Annotated in this window: 25 protein-coding genes, 1 tRNA gene and 2 riboswitches; of the genes, 14 read left to right on the top strand and 12 right to left on the bottom strand. The window is 68.0% G+C overall.

What is annotated here, in order from left to right:
- Nucleotides 1–58 precede the first annotated feature (58 nt).
- Nucleotides 59–1,009 (bottom strand): LysR family transcriptional regulator, encoded by a 951-nt coding sequence (locus ACAD63_RS00865; protein ID WP_133097789.1) that lies wholly within the window; start codon nt 1,007–1,009, stop codon nt 59–61.
- Nucleotides 1,010–1,382: 373 nt separating this feature from the next.
- On the opposite strand from ACAD63_RS00865, the gene ACAD63_RS00860 reads away from it, so the two are divergent.
- Together ACAD63_RS00860 and ACAD63_RS00855 are read left to right on the top strand one after the other, a co-directional pair.
- Nucleotides 1,383–2,696, top strand: coding sequence for an MFS transporter (locus ACAD63_RS00860; protein ID WP_434033320.1), 1,314 nt, complete (start codon nt 1,383–1,385; stop codon nt 2,694–2,696).
- 43 nt (nt 2,697–2,739) lie between these two features.
- Nucleotides 2,740–3,954, top strand: coding sequence for a M20 aminoacylase family protein (locus ACAD63_RS00855; protein WP_133097791.1), 1,215 nt, complete (start codon nt 2,740–2,742; stop codon nt 3,952–3,954).
- Here ACAD63_RS00855 and ACAD63_RS00850 read toward each other — a convergent pair whose 3' ends face one another.
- The gene (locus ACAD63_RS00850) at nt 3,955–4,680 is read right to left on the bottom strand and encodes a hypothetical protein (protein WP_195427169.1); all 726 of its coding nucleotides are present in this window, start codon (nt 4,678–4,680) and stop codon (nt 3,955–3,957) included.
- 294 nt (nt 4,681–4,974) lie between these two features.
- On the opposite strand from ACAD63_RS00850, the gene gcl reads away from it, so the two are divergent.
- The 7 genes from gcl (at nt 4,975) to ACAD63_RS00815 (ending at nt 12,979) form a co-directional block, all read left to right on the top strand.
- On the top strand, nt 4,975–6,759 hold the full coding sequence (gene gcl, locus ACAD63_RS00845) for a glyoxylate carboligase (protein WP_133097793.1): 1,785 nt from the start codon (nt 4,975–4,977) through the stop codon (nt 6,757–6,759).
- A gap of 128 nt (nt 6,760–6,887) precedes the next feature.
- Entirely contained in the window at nt 6,888–7,670 is a 783-nt protein-coding gene (gene hyi / locus ACAD63_RS00840) for a hydroxypyruvate isomerase (RefSeq protein ID WP_133097794.1), read from the top strand.
- A gap of 70 nt (nt 7,671–7,740) precedes the next feature.
- Nucleotides 7,741–8,661: a 2-hydroxy-3-oxopropionate reductase gene (locus tag ACAD63_RS00835; protein WP_135706117.1), complete on the top strand. Its 921-nt coding sequence runs from the start codon at nt 7,741–7,743 to the stop codon at nt 8,659–8,661.
- An 81-nt stretch (nt 8,662–8,742) separates the two neighbouring features.
- On the top strand, nt 8,743–10,065 hold the full coding sequence (locus ACAD63_RS00830) for a glycerate kinase type-2 family protein (protein WP_434033319.1): 1,323 nt from the start codon (nt 8,743–8,745) through the stop codon (nt 10,063–10,065).
- A gap of 74 nt (nt 10,066–10,139) precedes the next feature.
- Nucleotides 10,140–11,603, top strand: a complete 1,464-nt coding sequence (gene pyk / locus ACAD63_RS00825; protein ID WP_133097797.1) for a pyruvate kinase — start codon at nt 10,140–10,142, stop codon at nt 11,601–11,603.
- A 266-nt stretch (nt 11,604–11,869) separates the two neighbouring features.
- Nucleotides 11,870–12,739 carry a KPN_02809 family neutral zinc metallopeptidase gene (gene ypfJ, locus ACAD63_RS00820; RefSeq protein ID WP_133097798.1) on the top strand — a complete coding sequence of 290 codons (870 nt, stop codon included), beginning with the start codon at nt 11,870–11,872 and terminating at the stop codon, nt 12,737–12,739.
- A 108-nt stretch (nt 12,740–12,847) separates the two neighbouring features.
- Entirely contained in the window at nt 12,848–12,979 is a 132-nt protein-coding gene (locus ACAD63_RS00815; RefSeq protein WP_434033318.1) for a hypothetical protein, read from the top strand.
- 205 nt (nt 12,980–13,184) lie between these two features.
- Here the strand turns inward: ACAD63_RS00815 and ACAD63_RS00810 are convergent, their stop codons facing one another.
- The 3 genes from ACAD63_RS00810 to ACAD63_RS00800 all read right to left on the bottom strand — a co-directional run bounded on the left by ACAD63_RS00810 (nt 13,185) and on the right by ACAD63_RS00800 (nt 15,266).
- Entirely contained in the window at nt 13,185–13,598 is a 414-nt protein-coding gene (locus ACAD63_RS00810; RefSeq protein WP_029046599.1) for a hypothetical protein, read from the bottom strand.
- A 267-nt stretch (nt 13,599–13,865) separates the two neighbouring features.
- Nucleotides 13,866–14,318, bottom strand: coding sequence for a nucleoside diphosphate kinase regulator (gene rnk / locus ACAD63_RS00805; protein ID WP_135706119.1), 453 nt, complete (start codon nt 14,316–14,318; stop codon nt 13,866–13,868).
- A 474-nt stretch (nt 14,319–14,792) separates the two neighbouring features.
- A complete protein-coding gene (locus ACAD63_RS00800; RefSeq protein ID WP_133097801.1) occupies nt 14,793–15,266 on the bottom strand; it encodes a Cd(II)/Pb(II)-responsive transcriptional regulator in 474 nt (157 codons plus the stop codon).
- A 191-nt stretch (nt 15,267–15,457) separates the two neighbouring features.
- Here ACAD63_RS00800 and ACAD63_RS00795 point away from each other — a divergent pair, with 191 nt between their 5' ends.
- Complete coding sequence (locus ACAD63_RS00795) at nt 15,458–15,832, top strand: hypothetical protein (RefSeq protein ID WP_135706120.1); 375 nt, start codon at nt 15,458–15,460, stop codon at nt 15,830–15,832.
- A gap of 142 nt (nt 15,833–15,974) precedes the next feature.
- On the top strand, nt 15,975–16,853 hold the full coding sequence (gene htpX / locus ACAD63_RS00790) for a protease HtpX (RefSeq protein ID WP_135706121.1): 879 nt from the start codon (nt 15,975–15,977) through the stop codon (nt 16,851–16,853).
- A 25-nt stretch (nt 16,854–16,878) separates the two neighbouring features.
- On the opposite strand, the gene arfB is transcribed toward htpX, so the two are convergent.
- The 4 genes from arfB to ACAD63_RS00770 all read right to left on the bottom strand — a co-directional run bounded on the left by arfB (nt 16,879) and on the right by ACAD63_RS00770 (nt 18,940).
- Complete coding sequence (gene arfB, locus ACAD63_RS00785; RefSeq protein WP_135706122.1) at nt 16,879–17,283, bottom strand: alternative ribosome rescue aminoacyl-tRNA hydrolase ArfB; 405 nt, start codon at nt 17,281–17,283, stop codon at nt 16,879–16,881.
- A 38-nt stretch (nt 17,284–17,321) separates the two neighbouring features.
- Nucleotides 17,322–18,149, bottom strand: a complete 828-nt coding sequence (locus ACAD63_RS00780; protein WP_255519649.1) for a MipA/OmpV family protein — start codon at nt 18,147–18,149, stop codon at nt 17,322–17,324.
- A gap of 428 nt (nt 18,150–18,577) precedes the next feature.
- Nucleotides 18,578–18,700, bottom strand: a complete 123-nt coding sequence (locus ACAD63_RS00775; RefSeq protein WP_276609601.1) for a hypothetical protein — start codon at nt 18,698–18,700, stop codon at nt 18,578–18,580.
- 164 nt (nt 18,701–18,864) lie between these two features.
- Nucleotides 18,865–18,940, bottom strand: a tRNA-Arg gene (locus ACAD63_RS00770).
- Between the two features lie 455 nt (nt 18,941–19,395).
- Between ACAD63_RS00770 and ACAD63_RS00765 the strand changes: the two genes are divergently transcribed.
- On the top strand, nt 19,396–20,283 hold the full coding sequence (locus tag ACAD63_RS00765) for a c-type cytochrome (protein ID WP_133097827.1): 888 nt from the start codon (nt 19,396–19,398) through the stop codon (nt 20,281–20,283).
- Between the two features lie 67 nt (nt 20,284–20,350).
- Here ACAD63_RS00765 and hemN read toward each other — a convergent pair whose 3' ends face one another.
- Nucleotides 20,351–21,832 (bottom strand): oxygen-independent coproporphyrinogen III oxidase, encoded by a 1,482-nt coding sequence (hemN, locus tag ACAD63_RS00760; protein ID WP_434033317.1) that lies wholly within the window; start codon nt 21,830–21,832, stop codon nt 20,351–20,353.
- Nucleotides 21,833–22,033: 201 nt separating this feature from the next.
- Between hemN and ACAD63_RS00755 the strand changes: the two genes are divergently transcribed.
- A complete protein-coding gene (locus ACAD63_RS00755) occupies nt 22,034–23,152 on the top strand; it encodes an ABC transporter substrate-binding protein (RefSeq protein ID WP_434033955.1) in 1,119 nt (372 codons plus the stop codon).
- Here ACAD63_RS00755 and ACAD63_RS00750 read toward each other — a convergent pair.
- Nucleotides 23,138–23,308, bottom strand: coding sequence for a hypothetical protein (locus ACAD63_RS00750; protein ID WP_434033316.1), 171 nt, complete (start codon nt 23,306–23,308; stop codon nt 23,138–23,140). The two genes, ACAD63_RS00755 and ACAD63_RS00750, sit on opposite strands and share 15 nt — an antisense overlap.
- Nucleotides 23,309–23,520: 212 nt before the next feature.
- The gene (locus ACAD63_RS00745) at nt 23,521–25,617 is read right to left on the bottom strand and encodes a UvrD-helicase domain-containing protein (RefSeq protein ID WP_434033315.1); all 2,097 of its coding nucleotides are present in this window, start codon (nt 25,615–25,617) and stop codon (nt 23,521–23,523) included.
- Nucleotides 25,618–25,882: 265 nt separating this feature from the next.
- Between ACAD63_RS00745 and ACAD63_RS00740 the strand changes: the two genes are divergently transcribed.
- Nucleotides 25,883–26,113, top strand: coding sequence for a glycine zipper 2TM domain-containing protein (locus tag ACAD63_RS00740; RefSeq protein WP_133097830.1), 231 nt, complete (start codon nt 25,883–25,885; stop codon nt 26,111–26,113).
- A gap of 69 nt (nt 26,114–26,182) precedes the next feature.
- Nucleotides 26,183–26,269: riboswitch (glycine riboswitch) on the top strand.
- Nucleotides 26,270–26,290: 21 nt separating this feature from the next.
- Nucleotides 26,291–26,415: riboswitch (glycine riboswitch) on the top strand.
- The last annotated feature ends 18 nt before the right edge of the window (nt 26,416–26,433 follow it).

Raw genomic sequence — 26,433 nt, 5'->3', positions numbered from 1 at the left:
ATCAGTCTCCCGGGCGCCATTGTGCGGCATCGGCGCCGCCGTGGCATCCCGGCGGCGCTTATGAAGCGGATCGGGCCCGGCGCATGGCGGGCGGCGCATCGCGGCGCTCGCGGGCACAATGCCGCACTTCGCGGCTGAATTCCGCGCAGGCGTGCGTCATCAGGTCGACCGAGCGATAGACCAGGAAAACGCGGAAATCCGGCAGCTCGTCCTGGATCGGCAGCGGCACCAGCTGGTCGCGGGCCAGCTGCAGCGGGCCGCCGGTGCCGTGGAAGACAAAGTCCGACCACATGCTGACCAGGTCGGTGCGCGTGGCCAGCTGCAGGCCGAGCAGGTTCGATGCGCTCTGCACCACCCGGCGCGGCATTTCCATCCGGTGCAGCCGCATCAGGCTGGCGAGCGGGCTGCCGGCATCGTCGACCGGGTCGAGCACCAGCCAGTCGGCGTCCAGCAGTGGCCGCAGCCGGCGCGTGCGGCGCAGCGGGTGCCCGGCGCGCACCGCCAGCTTCATGCCGACCGAGAACAGCGGCTCCCATTGCAGCGAGGCCGAGCCGGGGCCGCTGTTGGTGGAGATCAGGCCCAGGTCGAGCCGCCCTTCGCGCAGGCCTTCCTGGATCTGCTGCGGGCGCAGCTCGAAGCCGCGCAGCGCCACGTTGGGAAAGCGCTGCCGGAACGCCGCGATGGCCGCGGGCAGCGGGCCGCTCGACGCCACCGCGGTAAAGCCGATGTTCAGCTCCGCCTCGGCATGGCCGCGGATCGATTCGATGTCTTCCAGCGCATGCCGCAGCTCCTGCTCGACCACGCTGGCGCGCTTGACCAGCGCCAGCCCGTAGGCGGTCAGGCTGACGCCGCGCACCGAGCGCGACAGCAGCGTCACGCCGAGCTCGCGTTCCAGCTCGGCGATGGCCTTGGACAGCGCCGGCTGCGAGATATGCAGCGCGCGCGCCGCTTCATGGATGCTGCCGTGCTCGGCCACGGCCAGCAGGACCCGCAGTTGGTGCAGCTTCATCGATTTCGTTTCCTGTTCCAGGGTGCCGTGCATTGCCGTGCGCCATGCCCCGGCGCGGGGCAACACGCCCCATCCGCGGGCGCGGCGCCGATGCGCGTCGCGGGCAGCACTTCCGTCCCTTCGCCGCATCGGCCAAGGCTTTGCCGGCGCCCTTCAGTAGTTTTCCCGATATCGGGACGACACCGGTTATGACGGTGATTCGATCTGGTTATCAGGATGAAAATATATGATTTTTTGTCCCGGGCCGTTTGCCTGAATACTCAGCGCCACAGGTTGCCAACCTGACTGCCGCGCGAGCCGCTCCTGCTCACCGGGCCCTGACAACACCGGTCCGCCGTGCGTGCAGCCCCCCACCAGTTCGTGGAGAACTTGCATGAACGACGCCACCCTCGCGACGCCTGCCAGCGTCGCGGCCGCCCCCGCCGCCACCGTCAGCACGCCTCGCAACCAGAGCCAGTTCCGCCTGATCGCGGCGTGCTCGCTGGGCAACGCGCTGGAGATGTTCGATTTCACCGTCTACAGCTTCTTCTCGCTGCTGATCGGCAAGCTGTTCTTCCCCTCCGACAGTCCTTACGGCTCGCTGCTGCTGGCGGTCGCCACCTTCGGCATCGGCTTCGTGATGCGCCCGCTCGGTGGCGTGTTGATCGGCAGCTACGCCGACCGGCGCGGCCGCAAGGCTGCGATGACGCTGAGCATCGGCCTGATGGTGCTGGGCACGCTGTGCATCGCGCTGGCGCCGCCGTATGCGTCGGCCGGCATCGCCGGCTCGCTGATGATCGTGGCGGGCCGCCTGCTGCAGGGCTTTTCGCTCGGCGGCGAGATCGGTGCCTCGACCGCGATGCTGATGGAGGCAGGCGGGGTCAAGGGCCGCGGCTGGCGCGTCAGCTGGCAGCTCGGCAGCCAGGGCATCTCGGCGCTGCTGGGCGCGCTGACCGGCGCCGCGCTGTACGCCGTGCTGCCGGCCGCGTCGCTGGAGAGCTGGGGCTGGCGCCTGCCCTTCCTGGTCGGCCTGCTGATCGCGCCGGTGGGGCTGTATATCCGCGCGCACCTCGACGAAACCCACCAGGCCGACGACCACGCGCCGAGCCCGCTCGGCGAGCTGTTCCGCAACCACTGGGCCACCGTGCTCAAGGGCATCCTGGCGACCACGGCCGGCACCGCGACGATGTACCTGGTGGTGTTCTTCATGCCGACCTACATGATCCGCGTGCTGCATATGCCGGCGTCGCTCTCGTTTCTGTCGGGCTGTGTCACCGGGCTGACGCTGACGGTGGTGTCACTGTTCGCCGGCCGCCTCGCTGACCGCCTGGTCGCGCGCAAGCCGCTGGTGGTGGCATCGCTGGTGCTCAGCATGCTGGCGGTGTACCCGGCGTTCTGGCTGATCAATGCCTACCCGAGCGTGCCGCTGGTGCTGTGCGTGTCGGCGCTGCTGACGGCGCTGGTCAACCTGGGCACCACGCCGATGTTCCTGATGATGCTGGAGATGCTGCCCGCCGGCGTGCGCGCCAGCGGCCTGTCGGTGATCTACAGCGTGGGCGTGACGGTGTTCGGCGGCTCGTCGCAATTCATCGTCACGTGGATGCTGGCCCGCACCGGCAACCCGATGTCGCCGGCCCTCTACATGCTGGTCTGCGGCGTGATCACGCTGCTCGCCGTGCTGCGCATCCGCGAAATCCGCGCCCACTGATCCGCGCCCACTGAACCCTGACCATTTTCCGGAGACCGAACCCATGACCCGCGCACCGACGCTCCAGCCGTTCCAGTACCTGCCGCACCTGCTGCCGGCGCTCGGCATCGACGCCGAAACCTTCGTCGGCATCCGCCGCCAGATCCACGCGCAGCCCGAACTGGGCTTCGAGGTGGGGGCGACCAGCAAGCTGGTGGCGACGCTGCTGGCCGAATGGGGCTACGAGGTCCACACCGGCATCGGCAAGAGCGGCGTGGTCGGGCAGCTCAAGCGCGGCAGCGGCGCGCGCCGCCTCGGCATCCGCGCCGACATGGACGCGCTGCCGATCACCGAGGCCACCGGCCTGCCCTACGCCAGCCGCGTGCCCGGCAAGATGCACGCGTGCGGCCACGACGGCCATACCGCAATTTTGCTGGCGGCGGCCAGGGCGATTGCCGACCAGCCCGAATTCGACGGCACGCTCAACCTGATCTTCCAGCCCGACGAAGAAAACCTGTGCGGCGCGCGCGCGATGATCGAGGACGGGCTGTTCGAGCGCTTTCCGTGCGATGCGATCTTCGCGCTGCACAACATGCCGGGCGTGCCGGCGGGATCGTTCCGCGTGCTGCCGGGGCCGGTGAGCCTGTCGTCGGACGTGGCCGACGTGACCGTGCGCGGCGTGGGCGGCCACGGCGCGATGCCGCACCGCGCGCGCGACCCGATCGCGGCGGCGGCGGCCATCGTCACCGCGCTGCAGACCGTGGTGGCGCGCAATGTCGCACCTGACGATACCGCCGTGGTATCAGTCGGCTTCATTCGCGGCGGCGCCACGCACAACGTGATTCCGGAAGCCGTGACGCTGGGGCTCAACGTGCGCGCCGCGCGGCCCGAGACCCGTGCGCTGGTCGAGCAGCGCATCCGCGAGATCGTCGCGCTGACGGCACAGGCACATGGCGTGGAGGCGGAGATCGACTACCGCCAGCTGACGCCGCCGATGGTCAACGCCGAAGCCGAAACGCTGCTGGCGCAGCGCGTCTGCACCGAGCTGGTCGGCGCGGACAACGTGGTCACGCAGGCGCCAAAGGGACTCAACGGCAGCGAGGACTTTGCGTGGATGCTCAACGCAGTGCCGGGGTGCTACCTGATCCTCGGCAACGGCGAAGGCGAATTCGGCGGCTGCATGGTGCACAACCCCGGCTACGACTTCAACGACGCGGTGCTGCCGCTGGGCGCGGCGGCCTGGGTGCGGCTGGTGCAGACCTATCTCGCCGCGGCCTGATCACGCTTCGCGTGCAGCGGCGGCGCGTTGCGCGCGCCGCGCATCCAGTTCGGCGTTCATCCGCGCGGCTTCGCCCAGCACGTAGGCCAGCCGCCGCAACGGCCGGCTGCACTGCACATGCAGGTACAGGTAGCTGGCGCCGCCGGCGACCAGCATTACGCCATAGCCCCACAGCAGCGTCGGCACCGCCTGCTCCGGACGCGGCAAGGCGCGCCACGCGCCGGCCAGCACCACCGCGGCGGGCGCCAGAGCCAGCAGCAGGCCCACGGTACGTGCAGCCCCCTCCCATAGCCGCAGCTGCAAGGCCACGCGCCTTTGGCGCGCTTCCAGCTGCGCCGGCGGGATGCGCGCCAGCTGCCGCAGCAGCGCGTCCTCGGCCGCGCGCTGGCGGTCCATTTCCCGGGCTTGCCAGCGCAGCGGGTTGCGCAGCCTGGCCAGCACCGGGCGGGTGCGCGCCAGCCCGGCGCCCACATAGCAGGCGGCCGCCGCGGCCAGAAACGCCTCGAAGGCGCGCAGCGACCACGGTGGTACCGGGTGCTTCAGCCACAGCCGCCACGCGGCCAGCGCACCGCCGCCGAGCAGGGTCGCCACCAGCGCGACGATAAAGCCGATCCACAGCAAGCGGGCCAGCCCGCCAGCCGGCGCGCGCTCCGATGGCGGCGCGGGCGCGCTGGAGGCGTCAAGCGCTTCAAGCAGTTCGTAGGTCGGCGGCAGCCTGGAATACATGATCGGCACGGGCAACGGGATGCCGCCATTTTCGCCGCATGGGCACGTGCCGGATAGACACCGCGCCGGGTGGCCCCGGGGCGTACCCACCGCTGCGCAGCGTGGCCGCTTCATCACACCGCATATCCAATTGCATACGCCGGCGTGCTGTCGGCGACCGTCTCATCAGGCTTCCAAGGCCATATTCCATACCCGAAGTATCGAATCAACTGATCGTCCTTCTGTTTATCCCGCCCCGGTTGGGGGAATAGGATCGACTCCAATGCGAATCCCACCACCATTGGAGACAAGATCATGGCAAAGATGAGAGCAATCGACGCGGCCATCGCGGTTCTGGAGAAGGAAGGCGTGACCACGGCGTTCGGCGTGCCGGGCGCGGCGATCAACCCGTTCTACTCGGCAATGCGCAAGTCGGGCAACATCAGCCACGTTCTGGCCCGCCACGTCGAAGGCGCCTCGCACATGGCCGAGGGCTACACCCGTGCCGAACCCGGCAATATCGGCGTCTGCGTCGGCACCTCGGGCCCCGCCGGCACCGACATGATCACCGGCCTGTACTCGGCCTGGGCGGACTCGATCCCCATCCTCTGCATCACCGGCCAGGCCCCGCGCGCGCGCCTGTACAAGGAGGACTTCCAGGCCGTCGACATCGAGTCGATCGCCAAGCCCGTGACCAAGTGGGCCGTGACCGTGCGCGAGCCGGCACTGGTGCCGCAAGTGTTCCAGCAAGCGTTTCACATCATGCGCTCGGGCCGCCCGGGTCCGGTGCTGATCGACCTGCCGTTCGACGTGCAGGTCGCCGAGATCGAATTCGATCCCGACACCTACCAGTCGCTGCAGCCATACAAGCCGGCCGCCTCGCGCGCCCAGATCGAGAAGGCCATCGCGATGCTGAACGCGGCCGAGCGCCCGCTGATCGTCTGCGGCGGCGGCGTGATCAACGCTGACGCTTCGGAGCTGCTGGTCGAGTTCGCCGAGCTGGTCAACGTGCCGGTGGTGCCGACGCTGATGGGCTGGGGCGTGCTGGCCGACGACCACCCGCTGCAAGCCGGCATGGTCGGCCTGCAGACCTCGCACCGCTACGGCAACGCCACGCTGCTGGCTTCGGACTTCGTGATGGGCATCGGCAACCGCTGGGCCAACCGCCACACCGGCAGCGTCGATGTCTACACCAAGGGCCGCAAGTTCGTGCACGTCGATATCGAGCCCACCCAGATCGGCCGCGTGTTCGGCCCCGACCTGGGCATCGTCTCCGACGCCAAGGCCGCGCTGGAGCTGTTCGTCGAAGTCGCCCGCGAAATGAAGATGGCCGGCCGCCTGCCGTGCCGCAAGTCGTGGGTCGCCGACGTGCAGAAGCGTCGCCGCACCATGCAGCGCAAGAGCGACTTCGACAACGTGCCGGTCAAGCCGCAGCGCGTGTACCGCGAGATGAACCAGTACTTCCCGCGCGACGTGCGCTATGTCAGCACCATCGGCCTGTCGCAGATCGCCGCCGCGCAGTTCCTGTCGGTGAACCAGCCGCGCCACTGGATCAACTGCGGCCAGGCCGGCCCGCTGGGCTGGACCATCCCGGCCGCGATCGGCGTGAAGACCGCTTCGCCGAACTCGGACGTGGTGGCGATCTCGGGCGACTATGACTTCCAGTTCATGATCGAGGAACTGGCCGTGGCCGCGCAGTTCAAGGTGCCGTACATCCACGTGGTGGTGAACAACTCCTACCTCGGCCTGATCCGCCAGGCGCAGCGCAACTTCGAGATGGACTACTGCGTGCAGCTGGCCTTCGACAACGTCAACTCGCCCGAGCTGAACGGCTACGGCGTGGACCACGTCAAGGTGGTGGAAGGCCTGGGTTGCAAGGCGATCCGCGTGTTCAAGCCGGAAGACATCGCCCCCGCCTTCGCTGAGGCGCGCGACCTGATGGCCGAGTTCTCGGTGCCGGTGGTGGTCGAGGTGATCCTGGAGCGTGTGACCAATATCGCGATGGGCACCGAGATCGACAACATCAACGAGTTCGAGCCGATCGAAGACATCGAGGATGCGGACGAGGCCATCCTGAACGAAGAAGTGGAAACGGCGTAAGGCTCCACAGCCCCTTGCAGTCCGACACGTCATTCCCGCGGAGGCGGGAATCCAGCGTCTTTGAAAGTCACTGGGTTCCCGCCTCCGCGGGAACGACGAACAAAAACCAAGTCACAGGAGATGACAAAATGACCAAACTTGCGGCCAACCTCACCATGCTGTTCAACGAAGTGGGCTTTCTCGACCGCTTCGAAGCCGCCGCGCGCGCGGGCTTCCGCGGCGTGGAGTTCCTCTTCCCGTATGCGTTCCACGCGGACCAGATCGCTGACCGCCTGAACCGCTTCCAGCTGGACCTGGTGCTGCACAACCTGCCCGCCGGCAAGTGGGACGCGGGCGAGCGCGGCATTGCGTGCCACCCGGACCGTGCCGGCGAATTCCAGGACGGCGTGGGCGAGGCCATCAAGTACGCCAAGGTGCTGGGCGTGCGCCAGCTGAACTGCCTGGTCGGCATCCTGCCGCAGAACGTCAAGCGCGAACAGGCCCAGGAAACGCTGGTGGAAAACCTGCGCTTCGCCGCCGGCGCGCTGGCCGCCGAGCATATCGACCTGCTGGTCGAGCCGATCAACACCTTCGACATTCCCGGCTTCTTCCTGTCGCGCACCCAGCAGGCAGTCGACCTGATCAACCAGGTCAACGCGCCCAACCTGTACGTGCAGTACGACATCTATCACATGCAGCGGATGGAGGGCGAGATCGCCAACACCATCAAGGCCAACCTGCCGAAGATCAGGCACGTGCAGCTGGCCGACAACCCGGGCCGCAACGAGCCGGGCACGGGCGAGCTGAACTACCAGTATTTGTTCAAGTTCCTGGACGAGATCGGCTACACCGGCTGGATCGGCTGCGAATACAAGCCGAAGACCACCACCGAAGCCGGCCTGGGCTGGCGCGCCGCGCACGGCGTGCAGTAAGCCCCCGCGGTAACCCGCTACCACCTACTCGAACCAAGACAGACTTACTCTCAAGCAAGGAGACATCAATATGGCAAACCAACGCAACGTCGGCTTCATCGGCCTGGGCATCATGGGCGCACCGATGGCGGGCCACCTGCGCGCCGCCGGCCACACGCTGTTCGTGCATGACGTCAACCCGGCCCCGCAAGCGCTGGTCGATGCAGGCGTGACCGTCTGCACCAGCGCCGAGGAAGTCGCCAAGCGCGCCGACATCATCGTCATCATGGTGCCGGACACGCCGCACGTCGAGGCCGTGCTGTTTGCCGACAAGGGCGTTGCCGCCGCGCTGAAGGCCGCCGGCAAGGAAGCCAGCTACGGCAAGATCGTGGTCGACATGAGCTCGATCTCGCCGATCGCCACCAAGGACTTCGCCGCGCGCATCAACAAGCTGGGCGCTTCGTACCTGGACGCCCCGGTGTCGGGCGGTGAAGTCGGCGCCAAGGCCGCATCGCTGACGATCATGGTCGGCGGCCCGCAGGAGGCCTTCGACCAGGTCAAGCCGCTGTTCGAGCTGATGGGCAAGAACATCACGCTGGTGGGCGGCAACGGCGACGGCCAGACCACCAAGGTGGCCAACCAGATCATCGTCGCACTGAACATCCAGGCTGTGTCCGAAGCGCTGCTGTTCGCCTCCAAGGCGGGCGCCGATCCGGCCAAGGTGCGCGAGGCGCTGATGGGCGGCTTTGCGGCCTCCCGCATCCTGGAAGTGCATGGCGATCGCATGGTCAAGCGCACCTTCGATCCGGGCTTCCGCATCGAACTGCACCAGAAGGACCTGAACCTGGCGCTGCAGGGTGCCAAGGCGCTGGGCGTGGCACTGCCCAACACCGCCACCGCGCAGGAGCTGTTCAACACCTGCTCGGCCAACGGCCTTGGCAAGCAGGACCACTCGGCCCTGTGCCGCGCGATCGAGATCATGTCTAACCACCAGATCGCCAACGCCAAGTAAGCAGCAACCCCGTCGTCCCCGCCCCGCGGGGACGACTAGCTTTCGCAGTCAGCCAGTACCTCGTCAGCACCAGGATTCTTCATGCTCGCCACCGAACCCCAAGCCGCGCTGCTGTCGCCCCAGCGCACGGCAGCCCATCCCGGACAGATCAATCCGCGCGCGCTGCTGCGCGACCTGTTCGATACCGCGGTCGCTTCCGTCAGCGCCAGCCACTGCCTGCCGCCGCACCTGCCCGCGCCGCCCAAGGGCCGCACCGTGGTGATCGGCGCCGGCAAGGCCGCCGCCGCGATGGCGCAAGCGGTGGAAGCGAACTGGCAAGGCGAGCTGTCGGGGCTGGTGGTGACGCGCTACGGCCATGGTGCCGATTGCAAGCGGATCGAAGTGGTCGAAGCCGCCCACCCTGTTCCCGACGAAGCCGGCGCACGCGCCGCGCAGCGCATGGTGGAACTGGTGCAGGGCCTGACCGCCGACGACCTGGTGCTGTGCCTGATTTCCGGCGGCGGCTCCGCGCTGCTGGCCGCGCCCGCGCCGGGCCTGACGCTGGCCGACAAGCAAGCCGTGAACAAGGCGCTGCTCAAGAGCGGCGCGAGCATCGGCGAGATGAACTGCGTGCGCAAGCACCTGTCCGCGCTCAAGGGCGGACGCTTGGCGCTGCACTGCGCGCCGGCGCGCGTGGAGACGCTGCTGATTTCCGATATTCCGGGCGATGACCCGACCCTCATCGCCAGCGGCCCGACGCTGCCCGATGCGACTACCTGCGCCGATGCGCTGGCCGTGATCGCCAAGTACGGCATCGACGTGCCCGCCAATGTGCGCGCGCACCTGGAGAGCGGCGCGGGTGAAACGCCCAAGCCCGGCGACGCGCGCTTCAACGGCCACCGCAGCGTGACGCTGGCGACCGCGCAACAATCGCTCGAAGCCGCCGCGGCGCGCGCGCGCGAACTGGGCTTCGAGGCCCACATCCTGTCCGACTGCATCGAGGGCGAAGCGCGCGAAGTGGCCGAAGTCCACGCCGCCATCGCGCGCCAGGTCGCCCAGCGCGGCCAGCCCTTCAGCAAGCCGTGCGTGCTGCTGTCCGGTGGCGAGACCACCGTGACCGTGCGCGGCAAGGGCCGCGGCGGGCGCAATGCGGAGTTCCTGCTGTCGCTGGCGGTGGCGCTCGACGGCCTGCCCGGCGTGCATGCGATTGCCGGCGATACCGATGGCATCGACGGCTCGGAAGACAACGCCGGCGCGCTGCTGTCGCCCGACACGCTGACCCGCGCCGCCGGGCGTGGCCTGAATGCGCGCACGCATCTGGAGAACAACGACGGCTACGGCTTCTTTGCCGGCGTGGACGACCTGATCGTCACCGGCCCGACCCGTACCAACGTGAACGACTTCCGCGCGATCCTGATCGTCTGACGATCGCCGCCAACGTAGTACCGACTGACTCGCGGCGCCGAAGCGCCGCAACCGAGAATGGAAGAGGAGACATCATGAGACGCCAGCGCAAAGCGAAGATCGTGGCCACGCTCGGCCCCGCCAGCACCGACATCGCGGCGATCCGCGCGCTGTTCGAGGCCGGCGCGGACGTGTTCCGCCTGAACTTCAGCCACGGCACGCACGACGACCACCGCGCGCGCTACGACGCGGTGCGCCAGATCGAGGCCGAGACCGGCCGTCCCATCGCCGTGCTGGCTGACCTGCAGGGTCCCAAGCTGCGCATCGGCACCTTCGCCGCGGGCAAGGTCGCGGTGCGCACCGGCGACGTGTTCGTGCTCGACAGCGATCCAACCCCGGGCGACGGCACCCGCGTCTACCTGCCGCACCCCGAGCTGTTCGAAGCCGCGCAGCCGGGCCAGTCGCTGCTGATCGACGACGGCAAGGTGCGCCTGGCGATCGAGTCGGTCACCACTGGCACCATCACCACGCGCGTGGCCAACAACGGCACGCTGTCCGACCGCAAGGGCGTGAACGTGCCCGACGCGGTGATCCCCATCCCCGCGCTGACGGCGAAGGACCGCAAGGACCTGGACTTCGCGCTGTCGCTGGGCGCGGACTGGATCGGGCTGTCGTTCGTGCAGCGTCCGTCGGATATCGTCGAGGCGCGCGAGATCGTCGGCACCCGTGCCGGCATCCTGTCCAAGATCGAGAAGCCGGCCGCGCTGCAGCAGCTGGAAGAGATCGTGCGCGTGTCCGACTCGGTGATGGTGGCGCGCGGCGACCTGGGCGTTGAGCTGCCGCCCGAGCGCGTGCCCGGCGTGCAGAAGCGCATCCTGCGCGTGTGCCGCCAGCTGGGCAAGCCGGTGGTGATCGCCACGCAGATGCTGGAATCGATGATCGACTCGCCGGTACCGACGCGCGCCGAAGCGTCGGACGTGGCCAGCGCGATCTACGAAGGCGCCGATGCGGTAATGCTGTCGGCCGAGTCAGCCAACGGCCGCTACCCGGTGCAGGCGGTGTCGATGATGAACCGCATCGTCACCGAGGTCGAGCGCGACCCGCTGTACCGCAACCTGCTCGACGCGCAGCACGAGACCCCGCTGAACACGCGCCAGGACGCGATCTGCGCCGCGCTGCGCGAGGTCACGCAGATCATCGGCGCGGCGGCCACGGTGACCTATACGTCGTCGGGCGCCACCGCGCTGCGCGCCGCGCGCGAGCGGCCGTGCGCGCCGATCGTCAGCATCACGCCCAACCTGGACATCGCGCGCCGGCTGGCGATCGCGTGGGGCATCCACTCCACCGTGAGCCCGGACGTGCAGAGCGTCGACGAGATGGTCGAGGCCGCGACGCGCGCGGCGCTGGTGGAAGGCTACGCCGCGCCGGGCGACCAGATCACCATCGCGGCCGGCATGCCGTTCGGCCAGGGCGGGACGACCAACCTGCTGCGCGTGGCGGAAGTCGGCGCCAGCGCAGTGGCCACGGCCTCGTCCACGCGGGAAGCCGCATTGGCCTAGCCGACGCACCAGCGTCCCGTCGCGGGACGCTCAGGCAGTGACCGGACCGGGCGCAAGCCCGGTTTCTTATGTTTGCCGCACACCGCCCGCGTTGCCCGTCTCCAGGGCGATCGGGTGGTGTTTTTTTTGGGGCGCAGAAAGGCAAAAGAGGGGTACAAAAAGGGGGGCGGTTTTGGGCGCACGCGGGCCGCCCGAGCCCATTGCTATACTGACTTTCAACCCGGCAAATCCCGGATCTCCCTCACATTGCCCCAGGAGCCTGCAACATGCGCCTCGATGACGAAGCCGAAAGCCAGCACGTAGAAGACCGCCGCGGCGGATTCGGCGGGCTGGGCGGCAAGTCGATCGGCATTGGCACGGTCATCGTCGCGTTGGCCGCGTCGTATTTCTTCGGCATCGACCCGATGCTGATCATGCAGGGCGCATCGGTGCTGCAAGGCTCTGGCCAGCAGCAACAGCAGCAGCAGGCCAACCGCCCGCCCGCCACCGACCAGATGACGGTGTTCACGCGCAAGGTGCTGGGCAATACCGAGCGCACCTGGCAACACATCTTCGAGACCGAGCTGAACCGCCGCTACGCACCGCCGACGCTGGTGCTGTTCTCCGGCGCCACGCCGACCGCGTGCGGCACCGGCCAGTCGGCGATGGGCCCGTTCTACTGCCCCGGCGACCAGAAGGTCTATATCGACCTGGCTTTCTATGACGAACTGCGCAAGCGCTTTGGCGCCAGCGGCGACTTTGCCCAGGCGTACGTGATCGCGCACGAGATCGGCCACCATGTGCAGAACCTGCTGGGCGTGTCCGAAAAGGTCGACGCCGCGCGCCGCCGCATGGGCGAGGCGCAGGCCAACCAGCTGTCGGTGCGCATGGAACTGCAGGCCGACTGCCTGGCCGGCGTGTGGGCCGCCACCGCGCAGCGCGCCAACCAGCAACTGCTGGAACCGGGCGATATCGAGGAAGGCCTGAAGGCCGCCGCCGCCATCGGCGATGACCGGCTGCAACGCCGGTCGCAAGGCTATGTCGTGCCGGAGGCCTTTACCCACGGCTCCAGCGAACAGCGCGTGCGCTGGCTGCGCCGCGGCATCGAGTCGGGCGACGTCCGCAAGTGCGACACCTTCGCCGCGCGCGAGCCCTGAAGCCTTAGCCCAAGGGCACCCCAACGCCGGAGGGGTGCGCGGCGCGAAGGGCGTGACCAGCGTGGTGGAGGCCGCCGGCGCGCGGCTGGCCAGCGCCTGCGCCCGGTGGTGATGACCTCGCTGGCGTTCGTGCTGGGTACGCTGGCGGTGCCGCTGCTGTACGCGGCGATCGCGCGCAGGCTGCCAAAGGCGCAGGCGGAGCGGCACGACGCCGCTGCCACGCAGCCGCCGGCGGCATGAGACGCGCGCAGGCTATCGCAGCCGTGGGCTTGCAATCAGCACAATCGGACAAAGAGGAGAAAGACGGGGGAGAAAAACGCCTGCCAGGCGAAGAGAGAAGGAGGAGGAGGTCGGCCGGGCAGGCGGGAGAGAAAACGTGCGGCCACCGTGGTGGCCGCTTCAGGTCAGGCGAGGACCGGAAAGGTCAGGCGTTCGGCTGTGCCGCTCAGACGCGATAGCCGTACAGCGAGCCGTCACCCGTGCGCGAGTTGTCGAGCGCGCGGTCAGCGATATCGCCGCTGAAGGTGTGCGTACCTTCGCTGAAGGTATCGAACTTGCCTTGCTTAGAGATCTCGCCGCTGAAGGTATGCGTGCCTTCGGTGAAGGTGTCGAACTTGCCACCCTGGCGCGAGCCTTCCGAATACACATCGAAGCGGCCGGTGCGGGCGCCATCGGTATATGTATCGAACTTGCCTTGCTTGGCGCCGTCGGTGTACACGTCGTACTTGCCGGCGCGCAGCGCATCGGCATACACATCAAACTTGCCGACCTTGCTGGTGGCGGGGGCAGCCAACGCCGCAGCGGACGCGGCCACTGCCGCGAACACAAGCGCGCCGCCAAGGATACGTCTGGCGATCATTTCGGGACTCCTTCAACTGATTTCGTCGGTCTTATTTTTTGGCCGGGTGAAACTCCGACCGCCCGGCAATCTATGTTGCGATGCGAGCACGGACTGAAGATTAGTCACAGTGCGCGCAAGCAGAAATGCCGCTGCGACGAATGGTGCGTTGCGAGTCGTGAAACGACTCGCTTGCCGATGAATGGTGTCCACGGAGCGCCGGTTGCACGCAGGCGGCTGGGCTTGCGTGTGGCCAGGCCGGCACGCGCCGGCGGGCGCGCGCTGCGCTCAGAGCGTGTACTGGCCGCTGGCTTCCGGCTGGAAAGCGATCTCGCCGATCGTCACCTGCTGCTCACGGCCGTCCGGCAGGCGGTAGCCGACGGTCTGGCCGGCACGTGCGCCCAGCAACGCCTGGCCCACCGGCGACAGCACCGACAGCCGGCCGGCGTCGAAATCGGCCGCATCCGGGTAGACCAGCGTCCAGTTGCGCGGCGACGGATCGCCAGGCAGCGTGCACACCAGGCGCGAGTTCATGGTGACCACATCGGTCGGGATTTCGTCAGGCGCAACGATCGTGGCGCGCGCCAGCAGGCTGTCGAGCATGTCTTCGAGCTGGGTCGAGCCGGCGCGGCTGGCGATGCGCTCAAGGCGCGTGACGTCGAGCTCGGTCAGGTACAGCGACGGGGTCGCCACCTGAGTGGATCGTGTAGTTTTGGCGGATTGCTTCTTGGTGGCCTTCATGGCGGATCCTCCGGCAGTCATGGATTAGCGCGGCCCGGCCGCATGAACGTGGCGGGCGGCAGCGCGGTCAGGTCTTGGCTTTGCGCAGCAGCGCGAATATCGACGGTGCCGGCGTGTCAGTCGTCGGCAACCATGGAGAGGCTGGCTCGGGCCCGGTTCGGCCCGGGCCCCGTGTGGGGGAGAGTCAGGCTGGGAACCGGGCGGATGCAGGCGGTGCGCTGATCCGGCGCGGGGACATGGCGAACGCGGACGCGCGCGGGCGGCCGGTCCGCTGCAGGCGGACAGGCGCGTCGGTCATCGGCGTCAAGCGATCGTTCACGGTCATGTGGAAAAGATTGGAGTGCGGCGGCCATCTGGCCGTAAGGCCGGCAACGTAAGTCATTGCTTACTATGCAAGGCGCCGCCCGGGCTCGTGCACCGCTGTGGTGCGATCACGGTGACAGTCATCGTAGCACAGCGATGCGGCCGCGTACCTCACCCATTGGCGGCATGCCCGCTATCGTCGGCGCTATCGTGCGCGCCAGGATGGCATTCACAGGCGGCCCCGGCGGCGGCCTGCTGCAGGTTCTGCAGGATGCCGCATTCGCTGGCGGGCTGGTGGTGGTGATGGTGGCAGGTTTCGCGCAGTGCGCGCAACTGCCCTTCCAGCGCTTCGAGCGCCACCCGCTGCGCATGGATCTGCGCGATCTGGCGGTCCAGCAGCGTGTTGATGTCGTCACAATCCTGCGACGGGTTGCGCTCGAACTCGCGCAGCCTGCGCACGTCCGACAGGCTCATGCCGAGCGAGCGGCAATGGCGCACGAAGTTCAGCTGCACCAGGTGGCCGTCGTCATAGCGCCGGTAGCCGTTGGCCTCGCGCCGCGGGGCGTCGAGCAGCCCCTCGCGTTCGTAATAGCGGATGGTCTCGACATCGCAGCCGCTGGTACGGGAAAGCTCGCCGATACGCATGGTGGAAGTCCTGTCTTGGAAGATCGAATCCTGTAATCGCTCCAGGGTTTTGGCTAGTGTAGGGCAGTCTGCGCAACCTTGCAGCGGCGTGCGGCAGCCGGCGCCGACGTCATGGCGCATCCTGTAGAATCCCTCAACACCACCGATAAGTCGTCCCCCAATTGCGTTCGCTCCGGCTTCTCCTGCTGGTCATGATGCTGGCCTTCCTGCCCCTGCCGGGCTGGGCGGGCGCGCTCGCGCACGCCGCGGGTACGATCGGCGACGGGCTGGCGGCGTCCGCCACCGCACCGGCTGCAAGTGCAGCCGACAAAATGTCCGACCAAAGGTCCGATGACATGGCCGGCGATGTCGCGCAAGCTGAACCGTCCGTCCTGGCCGATTCCGTCCCTTCTCCCGAATCCCCCGAGCCGCAACCGCAGCCCGGCGCCGACCTTGCCGAGCAACTGCTGCCGGCATCTCCGCTGCGCCTGGCAGCGTGGGCGGGCCGCGCCGGCCGGCCGCGCTACGCCGGCGCCGCGCTGCCCGAACCCGACCTGCCGCTGCTGCCCCGCCCGCCGCGCGCCTGAGCGTGCGCGGCCGCGGTTGTCCGCGTCCGCCGTTTCCTGCGCGCCGTGCCGCGGGTGCGGTGCGCGCTTGCGGCTCGTCCGCATCCCCGCCGTAGTTGCTCCACATCCACTTCGATTGCACTCGACTGCATTCCATACACACATGAAACGCGTACTGCTTTTCCTGGCGACCAACATCGCCGTCATGATCGTCCTCAGCATCACCGCCAGCGTGCTCGGCGTGAACCGCTTCCTGACCGCCAACGGCCTGAACCTGGGCATGCTGCTGGCCTTTGCGGCGCTGATGGGTTTTGGCGGCTCGTTTATCTCGCTGCTGATGTCCAAGACCATCGCCAAGTGGTCCACCGGCGCGCAGGTCATCACCCACCCGAGCACCAGCACCGAGCTGTGGCTGGTGCAGACGGTGGAAAAGCTGGCGCAGCGCGCCGGCCTGCCCATGCCCGAGGTGGCAATCTACGACGGCGAACCCAACGCCTTCGCCACCGGCGCAACCAAGAACAGCTCGCTGGTGGCGGTGTCCACCGGTCTGCTGCAATCGATGTCGCACGAGGAAGTGGAGGCGGTGCTGGCGCACGAGGTCGCGCACGTGGCCAACGGCGACATGGTCACGCTGACGCTGATCCAGGGCGTGGTCAACACCTTCGTCATCTTCCTGGCGCGCGTGGTCGGCTACTTCGTCGATTCGATGCTGCGCAAGAACGACGAAGAATCGAGCGGCCCCGGCATCGGCTACATGGTGACCGTGATCGTCTGCGAGATCGTGTTCGGCATCCTGGCCAGCATCATCGTGGCGTGGTTCTCGCGCCAGCGCGAATTCCGCGCCGATGCCGGCGCATCGGGCCTGATGGGTTCGCCCACGCCGATGGTCTCGGCGTTGCGCCGCCTGGGCGGCCTGGAGCCGGACGGACTGCCGCAGAACATGCAGGCCATGGGCATTGCCGGCGGCAAGTCGTGGATGGCGCTGTTCTCCAGCCATCCGCCGATCGAGGAACGCATTGCCGCGCTACAGTCGGCCCGCTGACCTGAGGCTGGCCTCGCAAGCGGGGCTAGTCGAGCACCCTGCCGCGCAGCGCCTTGACCTGGCTGCGCTGGCTCTTGCCTTCCAGCCTGCGCCGGCGCGATGCCAGCGTCGGACGCGTGGCGCGCCGCACGCGCGGCGGCGTGGCCACGCTGCGCACCAGTTCATGCAGGCGCCGCACCGCTTCGTCGCGGTTCTGCTCGAGGCTGCGGAATTGCTGCGCCTTGATCACCACCACGCCGTCGCGCGTGATGCGGTGATCGTGCAGGGCCAGAAGGCGTTCCTTATGGTCGGGCGGCAGCGAAGAGTCCCGCACGTCGTAACGCAGGTGCACGGCGTTGGATACCTTGTTGATATTCTGGCCGCCCGCGCCTTGCGCGCGGATCGCGGTGATCAGGTATTCGTGGTGGGGAATGACTAGCTCGTCGACCATGCTGCATCATAGCAAGCCGGCCCCGCGCCGGACCGCACCTAGCGCCACGAATAAGCCAGGCCGATGCCATAGGTAATCTGGTTGCGCGTGCCGCGCTGCGTGACGATCGGGCTGTCGGCCGCGTCGCCGGCCAGCCGCTGCGCGTAGACCATCGCGCCGCCATACCAGTGCTTGTCGAACTGGTAGATCATCGCCAGCCAGCCCGTAAACTGCTCCAGCCCGCCGCCCGGGCTGTAGACGGGCAGGCCGCTGGCTGCCGAATCCGCCGGCGTTACGCCGAAGTAGGTACGGTTGAAGCTGCCGCTGACCCAGGTCGCGCCCAGGCCCATGCCCGCGTAGATGCGCTGGTGCAGCGGCATCCAGAAGGTGCCGGTGGCGGTGACGCGGCTGCCGCCGTAAACGATGCCGGCATTGGTCATCACGTTGATGCCGCCGCGCAGCCGCCACGGGACGCGGCCAGGGTTCAGGTATTCATAGCCGATGTACCCGCCCGCCTCCACCGTGGTGTCGATCTCGTGCACCTGCGCCACCACCGGATCGTCGACATTGTTGCGGCCCAGCCGCAGCCCTACCGCCGGCCCCCACTGGAATCCCGTCAGGCCGCCGAAATTGAACTGTGCATACGGCCCATACCATTCCAGCAGGCGGCCGCCCGGGGTCACGTAGCGCACGCCGGGCACCACGCCGATCATGCGGTCCTTGCCGCCGGCGAACTCGGTGGTAGAGCCGACGCCGAGGCCGACCATGTTCGGCAGCGATCCTGGCAGGCTGACCGGCGCGGCCTCGCCGGGGTGCGCGGGCACGGCCAGCGCAATGCCGGCCAACGCGCCGCGCAGCCAGCGCGGGAGGCTTGTCGAGATAACCATGACAGGGCATTCGGGACAGGGTGTGGTCGGGTGAATCTATCAGCATGGCCGTGGCGCAAGGTGGCGGGACCGTCATGAAACTTTTTGCGCCGCGAATTAAGTGCGCGCCGATATCCATGCCAGCAGTGGCGATATCCATACCTGGCAGCCTCGATCATTCCTTATCTGGCAATGACGCATCGAGTTCTTTGTTTATTATGCCGGATAGCACATGATGAGTTCAGCTTTCGCTGACCTCCGCCCCCTGCTGCTGCGCACCGCCTCGCACCTGAGCGCGGTGCTGGCGGCCAGCGCGCTATTGTTGGGGCTGCTGCTGTGGGTCACGCTGCAGGGCTTCCGCAAGCTGTTTTCGCACTACCTCGCCCGCGGCGAAGCGCTGCGCGAACTGGCCGAGACCGACGCGCTGACCGGGCTGGGCAACCGCCGCGTTATTCGAGGCGCGTTTTGCCATCCGCGGCAGCAGCACGGCGAATTCCTCGCCGCCGATGCGCGCCCGGCACGTCGATGGCCCGCACGGTCGCGCGCATCACGTCGGCCAGCTTCTTCGGCACGCGGTCGCCGCTGGCGTGGCCCAGTTGTCGTTGACGCGCTTGAAGCGGTCAATATCGACCATCAGCATCGACATCGGCGTCTTATCGCGCAGGCTGTGGTTGTGCGTTGTTGTTCTTCGCGGCGGTGGTGGCGGCGGAGGAAAAGCGGGAAATCCGGATGGGATTGGCGCGCCCGGCTGGGATCGAACCAGCAACCCCTGCCTTCGGAGGGCAGTACTCTATCCATTGAGCTACGGGCGCACAGAGACGGTTTTTTAAACCGGTATTGCGGGTACAGCAATGCAGCGCGCGAATGCCGCCGCAGGAAAGTCGCATAGGATACCGCGTTTGCCCCGCGCCGTCCATGCGGGCCTCTCCGGAGGGTCCGCCTTACGTCTCGCAACCGCCGCTTTTGGCACTGGCGAAGGGTGGAATGGGGCTATAATCGCCAGCTATTTGCGTCAAATCGTGCCCCTCACGCAGTCGACCAGGATCAAGGCTTTGCGGCTTGGTTTCGGCGACAATCCGGGGCCCGGCCCGGGAGACACTCCGAAGTGCGCAAATAGCGACAGACCCGAGCCAGGCAATGGCCGCAAGGCAGCATGGGGCGGACTTCTGTCGGGTCCCTGCGGGCCAGGTAGTGGTCAGACTAGGGCCAGATAAAGCAAGCCGAGGGTGAGCGGCCAGAAGGTTTCCTGCAAAACTGAGAGTTCTGTATGAGCGACGTCCACAACGAACACCACGAACACGAGTCTCCCATCAAGACCCCCAAGCAGCTGATCGCTGTGGTGGTCGCGGCTTTCCTGGTACCGATCCTCGTGATCGTCCTCCTGGTCAACTTTGTGGGACACGGCTCCACTGAAAGTGCCGGCACTGCCACCACCGCGGAAGCCGTCAACGACCGCATCAAGCCGGTCGCGTCGCTCGAAATCAAGGACCCCAATGCACCGCGCGTGTTCAAGACCGGCGAACAGGTCTACAAGGAAATCTGCGCGGCCTGCCACGCCACTGGCGCGGCGGGAGCGCCCAAGTATGGTACTGCCGGCGACTGGAGCGCGCGTATCGGCCAGGGCTTTGACGGCCTGATGAAGTCGGTGCTGGGCGGCAAGGGCGCAATGCCGCCGCGCGCCGGCAGCACGCCTGACGACTACACCGATTACGAACTGGCCCGCGCCGTGGTCTACATGGCCGACGCCGGTGGCGCGAAGTTCCCCGAGCCGCCGGCACCGGCTGCCGCTGCCCCGACGACCGCTGCGGCGCCGGAAGCCGCTGCGGCTGCTGCTGCGCCCGCACCGGCCGCACCCGCTGCTGCGGCTCCGGCAGCCGCTGCCGCGGCGCCAGCTGCGGCGCCAGCCGCTGCGTCGGCCGACGTCGGCAAGAAGGTCTATGACCAGGTCTGCGCCGCCTGCCACGCCGCCGGCGTGGCCGGTGCGCCCAAGTTTGGCGACAAGGCCGCCTGGGCGCCGCGCCTGAAGGAAGGCATGGACGCGGTCCACAACTACGCACTGAAGGGCAAGGGTGTGATGCCGCCCAAGGGTGGCTACGCCGGCCCGGACGCCGACGTGATCGCCGCGTCGGACTACATGGCGAACGCAGCCAAGTAAGGCACGACTGCGCCGCAAACAACAACGCCCGCGAAATTCGCGGGCGTTTTTTCATGCCTGGCGGCGGTTACACGACGCGCGAGTAGCGCGCCCGCGGCACGATGCGGATCGGTTGCGCGCCGTCGTTGGCGGACCGGCGAGTGCCTTCGCTTTCGGGCCCGGCGACCGCCACGCGTGCGGCATCGTCGCGCAGGTAGCGGTCGAACGCCATCGCCACGCGCCGCACCAGCAGGCGTCCCAGCGGCGTGACCGTAATGCGGGCTGGCTGGACCTGCACCAGCCCGTCGGCCGCCAGGGTGGCAAGGTCGGCCAGTTCGGGCGCGAAATCGGTGCCGAAGTCAATGCCGTGGCGCCGCTCCAGCGCGGGGATATCCAGCACGCCGTTGCACATCAGCGCGCCGATCAGTTCGCGGCGCAGATGATCGTCGGCGGTCATCTCCACCCCGCGCGCCAGCGGCAGGCGCTCCTGGTCCAGCGCGCCGTAGTACTCGTCCAGCGTGCGGGCGTTCTGCACGTAGCGGCCCGCCACCGCGCCGATCGCCGAGACGCCGAGGCCGAGCTGGTCGTAGCCGGCGTGCGTGGAGTAGCCCTGGAAGTTGCGCTGCAGCCGGCCTTCGCGCTGCGCCACGGCGAGGTCGTCATCGGGCAGCGCGAAGTGGTCCATGCCGATATAGACGTAGCCCTCGGCGGTCAGGCGTTCGATGGTGGAGACCAGGATGTCGAGCTTCTCGCCGGCAGGCGGCAGCGCGCTTTCGTCGATGCGCCGCTGTGGCTTGAACACATGCGGCAGGTGCGCATAGCTGTAGACCGAAAGGCGGTCGGGCCGCAGCGCCAGCACCTGGTCGATGGTGCGGCCAAAGCGTGCGGCAGTCTGGTGCGGCAGGCCGTAGATCAGGTCGAGGCTGACCGAGCGGAAGCCCAGCCGGCGCGCGGCGTCGACCACGGCACGGGTCTCTTCGTACGACTGGATCCGGTGGATGGCCTGCTGCACCTCGGGATCGAAATCCTGCACGCCCAGGCTGACGCGGTTGAACCCAAGTTCGGCCAGCAGCGCCATGCGCGCGTCATCGACGCGGCGCGGGTCGATCTCGATCGAATGCTCGCCATCGGGCGGCAGTTCGAAATGCTCGTGCAGCAGCGCCATCACGCGGCGCATTTCTTCGGGATCCAGGAAGGTCGGCGTGCCGCCGCCCCAGTGCGACTGGAGCACGCGCCGGCGCGTGCCGAGCCGCGCGGCCAGCAGCGCCATCTCGCGGCCCAGGTAGGTGACGTAGCGGGCGCTGCGGCCGTGGTCGCGCGTGATGATCTTGTTGCAGCCGCAGTAGTAGCAGATGTTCTCGCAGAACGGGATATGCAGGTAGAGCGACAACGGCGCGGGCGCATCGGCACGGCAGGCGGCCAGGGCGTCGTGGTACAGCGACAGGTCCGGGCCGTTCCTGAAGCGGTCGGCAGTCGGGTAGGAGGTGTAGCGCGGGCCGTTGCCGTCGATGCGGCCGGCGAGAGCGCGAAAGTCCGACAGCGCGCGGCGGTCGGGCGCAAGGGTAGTCATGGCAAGCGGGTTCATGGGGGGCGCGGGGGGAACGGTGTTTGACAGCCCATGCTAGGACTGCGCGCCGCGCGTTGCGTTGATCGTCGTCAAGCGCGGCGTTGGCACGGCACGGGTGCGCAGGCGCCCCGCGTCACACGGCGGTAATACGTGGCGGATACGCTGCGCGCCGGCGCGACTTGCGCCCCCTTTTTCTATTGCGCGATGCCGATCCCGGACACCCTGCCCCCTTCCCTGCCGTACCTACCGCTGCGCCGACGCCTGCTGGCGGCCGGCGCAGCGGCCCTGGCGCTGCCCAATGCCCCGCTGCTGGCCCAGTCTCCCGCGCGCCGCACCGTGGTGGTGGGCCACCTGATCGACCGCGGTAGTGCGCAGGCGGACCTGGCGCGCGACTACCTGGCCGGCGCCAAGGTGCTGTTCGACGCGGTCAATGCCGCCAACGGCCCGGTACGGATCGCCCACGTGGTGCGCAACGCCGATCCCGATCCGCGCCGCGCGGTGGCCCAGGCGGTGGCGCTGGCCGACAGCGAGCACGCCGAGCTGCTGTTCGGCGCCGGCGACCGTCTCCTGCCGGCGCTGGCGTCATCGGCCGAGCTGGTCCGGCGCGGCGTGCAGATTGTGGCGCCGCTGTCGGGCCTGGCATTGGCAGCGGACAACGTCTGGTTCACCCGCGCCGACTACCAGGCCGAACTCGACGCGGCAGTGCGGCAGTTGCGCAGCTATGGCCTGAGCGCGATCGCGCTGGCGGTGGCGCCGGACTTCGCCACGCCATCGCTGGCCCGGCTGGAGGCGCAGACCGGCACGCGCGCGGTGCCGCTCGATCCCAAAGCCGACCCGGGTGCCGACGCCGTGGCACGCCGCATTGCAGCCGCCCGCCCCGGCGCCGTGATCGTCGCGGGCGATACGCTGGCCTATGCCGGACTGGGCCGCGCACTGGCGGCGCAGGGCTGGTATGGCTTCCTGGTCGGCCTGTCGTCGGTCAGTGCCACGGCCGCGCGCGAGATCCTGGGTACCGGCTACGCCGGCGGCATGGTGCTGACCCAGGTCGCGCCCGGCCCGCAGCAGGCCACGCTGCGCGTGGTCAGGGAACACGTAGCGCGCATGAAGCAATACCTGGATGAGCCGCCGTCCTCGGCGACGCTGGCCGGCTATATCGGCGCCGCATGGCTGGCACGGGCGCTGGCCGGCGTGCGCGCCGGCGGTGCCGCCGAGCTGCGCCGCGCACTGCAAGGCCGTGTCGACGTGGGGGACTTTACCCTCGACTTCAGCCACGGCCAGCGCGGCTCGCAGTACGTCACGCTGGCGGTGTCAGGCGCGCGGTAGCGACAGGCGCGCGCGCCGCGCATTCTCGATCAGGTTGACCACCGTGCGCCGCAGCTCCGACGGCCACGCCAGCAGCGGCTGCGCCTGGCCGCTGAGCGCGACCTCGTGGCCGCTGTCGGCGGCGTCGTCGACCACCGCCTGCAGCAGGGCGAGCACGTCCAAAATTGCCCCCGCACGCTGGCGCGGCGGGGGCCAATTACAGGGAAAAGCCAGACTTGATGTCTGGCGCGGCAAGACCCGGGCAGCCCCTGCCGCCGCAAGCCGCACACCGTGAAAAGCGCAGAGCGGCACAACCGTCATGCTAAGGACAGCGGCGCGCGCGGTCTTGTCGGCCTGGTAGGGTTTTGTATCGGGCTTCGTACCTAAGATCAGCCTGCCGCCGTCTTGCCTGGGCCGCCGAGCAGCGCCTTGAGCGCGCCGAGCCGGTCCTTGGGGCTCATCGCCGGAGTTTCGTCCTTGGGTGCCGGCGCTTCTTCCAGCTTCATCTCGCCGATAAAGCGCGACGGCTGGCAAGAGTACGTCTCGCGCGCGCGCTTGCGCTTCTTGCACCAGCTGATCTGCAGGCTGCGCTGCGCGCGCGTGATGCCGACGTACATCAGCCGGCGCTCTTCCTCGATCTTCTCGTCGGTCATGTCGTCGTCTTCGCGGCAGTGGGGCAGGATGCCCTCTTCCACGCCGACCAGGAACACGTGCGGATATTCCAGCCCCTTGGACGCGTGCAGCGTGGACAGCCGCACGGCGTCGGGATCTTCCTCGCGCCCTTCGAGCATGCTCATCAGCGCCACGGTCTGCGTCAGCTCAAGCAGGTTCTTGCCTTCGCTGCCGAAGCCGTCGGCGTTGTCATAGCCGGTGGCTTCCTCGCCCTCGGCCGCTTCCGGCTTGGTGCCCTTGCGCTTGAGCCATTCGAGGAACTCCAGCGTGTTGGTCCAGCGCGACTGCGCCTGGCGCTCGTCGAAGCTGTCGTACAGGTATGCCTCGTAGTGGATGCCGGCCATCAGGTCGTCGAGCACTTCGGTGGCCGGATCTTTGGCCGCGCGGTCGGCCAGCCGCACCATCGATTCGCAGAACACGCGCAGCGGCTCCAGCTGGCGCGGCTGCAGCTTGCCCTCGATGCCGCCCATCATCGCCGCCTCGAACAACGACACCTTGGCCTGCCCGGCAAACGTGCCCAGCACTTCGAGCGTGGTATTGCCGACGCCGCGGCGCGGCGTGGTGATTGCGCGGATAAAGGCGGGATCGTCGTCGTGATTGGCGATCAGGCGCAGGTAGGCGCAGATGTCCTTGATCTCGGCCTTGTCGAAGAAGCTCTGGCCACCCGACAGCACATAGGGAATGCGCTCGCGCCGCAGGATCTGCTCGAACAGCCGCGCCTGGTGGTTGCCGCGGTACAGGATGGCGTAGTCGCGGAACTGCGCGCGGCGCTCGAACTTGTGCGCCGACAGGCGGAACACCACCGACTCCGCCTCGTGCTCCTCGTCGTTCATCGGGTGGATGGCGATGGGATCGCCCATGCCGTGCTCGCTCCACAGCTTCTTGTCGAAGAGCTTGGGATTGTTGGCGATGACCGCGTTGGCCGCTTCCAGGATGCGCACGGTGGAGCGGTAGTTCTGCTCCAGCTTGATCACCTTGAGGTCGGGGAAGTCGGTCTGCAGCCCGCGCAGGTTGTCCAGCGTGGCGCCGCGCCAGCCGTAGATGGCCTGGTCGTCGTCGCCCACCGCGGTAAAGGCCGGCGCGCGCAGGTGCGAGCCCCCCGCCAGCAGCTTGAGCAGCTGGTACTGGCAGGCGTTGGTGTCCTGGTACTCGTCGACCAGGAAGTAGCGCAGCCGGTTCTGCCACTTGAGCTGTACCGCTTCGTTGCGCGCGAACAGTTCCGCGGGCAAGCGGATCAGGTCGTCGAAATCCACCGCCTGGTACGCGTTCAGCGTGGCGACGTAGTTGCGGTAGACCAGCGCGGCCTGGTGCTCGTCGGCATTGGCCGCCTGCGCGATCGCGGCCTCGGGGTCGACCATGCCGTTCTTCCACAGCGAGATCGTGCTCTGCACGCCGCGGATCAGCTTCTTGTCGGTGGTGCCGAGCTGCTCCTGGATCAGGCCGAAGCAGTCGTCCGAATCCATGATCGAGAACTGCGGCTTCAGGCCGACGTGTTCCGCCTCCATGCGCAGAATCTGCACGCCCAGCGAGTGGAAGGTACAGACTGTGAGCTGCTTGAGCGGGATGCGCTTGCCCTCGCGCGTGGTCTTGCCTTCCATCAGCTTGCCGATGCGTTCCTGCATCTCCTTGGCAGCCTTGTTGGTGAAGGTGACGGCGGCGATATGGCGCGGCTCGAAGCCCTTGTCTTCGATCAGGTGCGCGATCTTCTGCGTGATCACGCGGGTCTTGCCCGAGCCCGCCCCGGCAAGGACGAGGCAGGGTCCGTCCAGATAGCGGACGGCTTCAGATTGGGCGGCGTTGAGGCCGTGGCTCATGCGCGGGAATGCTTGCGGGGGGTGGTCGGGGCGGCGTCGCGCCCTGTACACCACATGGGGCGGCGCCGGACGCAAAGCTAATCATGTTAACACGCTGGGCCGGCCCTGATCAGTCAGCGGGAACCGCTTTTTCCGGGGGCGGGGACGTTACCGAAGTAACACTTGGTAAGTCCCAAAACCGGGCGTCCGGGCCCTCCTCTAACCAGTATGGCGGGATGGCAGACCTGCGTCCCGAACGTACTCAAAGTTACTTTCGGAGCCCATCATGAAAATGCTACGAGCCTTTTCCAAAGCGACGATGGCCGGCATAGCCGTTGCGGCCCTGGCCACCGGCTGTGCCGACATGACACCGAAGCAGCGCAACACGGTCATTGGTGCCGGCGTGGGCGCGGCCGGCGGTGCTGCGTTGACGCACGGTAGTGCCGCAGGCACGCTGGGCGGTGCCGCCCTGGGCGGCGTGGTCGGTAACGTAATGACCGACGACCATCGCCGTTGATAGGGCGAATGGCTGCTGGCGGGGGGCGCCCGCCGCGTTGACAAAGGCAGGGCCCTCCCGTACATTGCGCGCATCCGACCGGGAGAGCGCGCATATCTGCGCCGCCGAAGGGGTATCACCCGAAAACTCTCAGGCACCACGGACCGCTCGGATCGGCATGCAACATGCACACGATGCATGCCGCACTCTGGAGAGCGGCACCCGCCATTCGTGGCGAGCGTGCCCACCGAAGGGGCGCGCGAGGACGGGATTCAACGAATCCGCCTCGTAATCTCTCAGGTATCGAGGACAGAGGGGTCATCCGCCGCAGCGGATTGCTT

This window comes from Cupriavidus sp. a3, assembly GCF_051015765.1.
Taxonomy (GTDB): Bacteria; Pseudomonadota; Gammaproteobacteria; order Burkholderiales; family Burkholderiaceae; genus Cupriavidus; species Cupriavidus oxalaticus_A.
The sequence above is the reverse complement of the archived record's forward strand: the minus strand, read 5'-3'. Positions and strand labels throughout refer to the sequence as shown.

Coding starts and splice junctions, on each gene's coding strand:
- ypfJ (WP_133097798.1), top strand. CDS start 11,870: ATGCGCCTCGATGACGAAGCCGAAAGCCAGCACGTAGAAGACCGCCGC.
- ACAD63_RS00795 (WP_135706120.1), top strand. CDS start 15,458: ATGATGCTGGCCTTCCTGCCCCTGCCGGGCTGGGCGGGCGCGCTCGCG.
- rnk (WP_135706119.1), bottom strand. CDS start 14,318: ATGAAGGCCACCAAGAAGCAATCCGCCAAAACTACACGATCCACTCAG.
- ACAD63_RS00755 (WP_434033955.1), top strand. CDS start 22,034: ATGCCGATCCCGGACACCCTGCCCCCTTCCCTGCCGTACCTACCGCTG.
- ACAD63_RS00800 (WP_133097801.1), bottom strand. CDS start 15,266: ATGCGTATCGGCGAGCTTTCCCGTACCAGCGGCTGCGATGTCGAGACC.
- hemN (WP_434033317.1), bottom strand. CDS start 21,832: ATGACTACCCTTGCGCCCGACCGCCGCGCGCTGTCGGACTTTCGCGCT.
- ACAD63_RS00835 (WP_135706117.1), top strand. CDS start 7,741: ATGGCAAACCAACGCAACGTCGGCTTCATCGGCCTGGGCATCATGGGC.
- ACAD63_RS00740 (WP_133097830.1), top strand. CDS start 25,883: ATGAAAATGCTACGAGCCTTTTCCAAAGCGACGATGGCCGGCATAGCC.
- ACAD63_RS00860 (WP_434033320.1), top strand. CDS start 1,383: ATGAACGACGCCACCCTCGCGACGCCTGCCAGCGTCGCGGCCGCCCCC.
- ACAD63_RS00745 (WP_434033315.1), bottom strand. CDS start 25,617: ATGAGCCACGGCCTCAACGCCGCCCAATCTGAAGCCGTCCGCTATCTG.
- pyk (WP_133097797.1), top strand. CDS start 10,140: ATGAGACGCCAGCGCAAAGCGAAGATCGTGGCCACGCTCGGCCCCGCC.
- hyi (WP_133097794.1), top strand. CDS start 6,888: ATGACCAAACTTGCGGCCAACCTCACCATGCTGTTCAACGAAGTGGGC.
- ACAD63_RS00855 (WP_133097791.1), top strand. CDS start 2,740: ATGACCCGCGCACCGACGCTCCAGCCGTTCCAGTACCTGCCGCACCTG.
- ACAD63_RS00780 (WP_255519649.1), bottom strand. CDS start 18,149: ATGGTTATCTCGACAAGCCTCCCGCGCTGGCTGCGCGGCGCGTTGGCC.
- ACAD63_RS00850 (WP_195427169.1), bottom strand. CDS start 4,680: ATGTATTCCAGGCTGCCGCCGACCTACGAACTGCTTGAAGCGCTTGAC.
- arfB (WP_135706122.1), bottom strand. CDS start 17,283: ATGGTCGACGAGCTAGTCATTCCCCACCACGAATACCTGATCACCGCG.
- gcl (WP_133097793.1), top strand. CDS start 4,975: ATGGCAAAGATGAGAGCAATCGACGCGGCCATCGCGGTTCTGGAGAAG.
- ACAD63_RS00810 (WP_029046599.1), bottom strand. CDS start 13,598: ATGATCGCCAGACGTATCCTTGGCGGCGCGCTTGTGTTCGCGGCAGTG.
- ACAD63_RS00865 (WP_133097789.1), bottom strand. CDS start 1,009: ATGAAGCTGCACCAACTGCGGGTCCTGCTGGCCGTGGCCGAGCACGGC.
- ACAD63_RS00765 (WP_133097827.1), top strand. CDS start 19,396: ATGAGCGACGTCCACAACGAACACCACGAACACGAGTCTCCCATCAAG.
- htpX (WP_135706121.1), top strand. CDS start 15,975: ATGAAACGCGTACTGCTTTTCCTGGCGACCAACATCGCCGTCATGATC.
- ACAD63_RS00830 (WP_434033319.1), top strand. CDS start 8,743: ATGCTCGCCACCGAACCCCAAGCCGCGCTGCTGTCGCCCCAGCGCACG.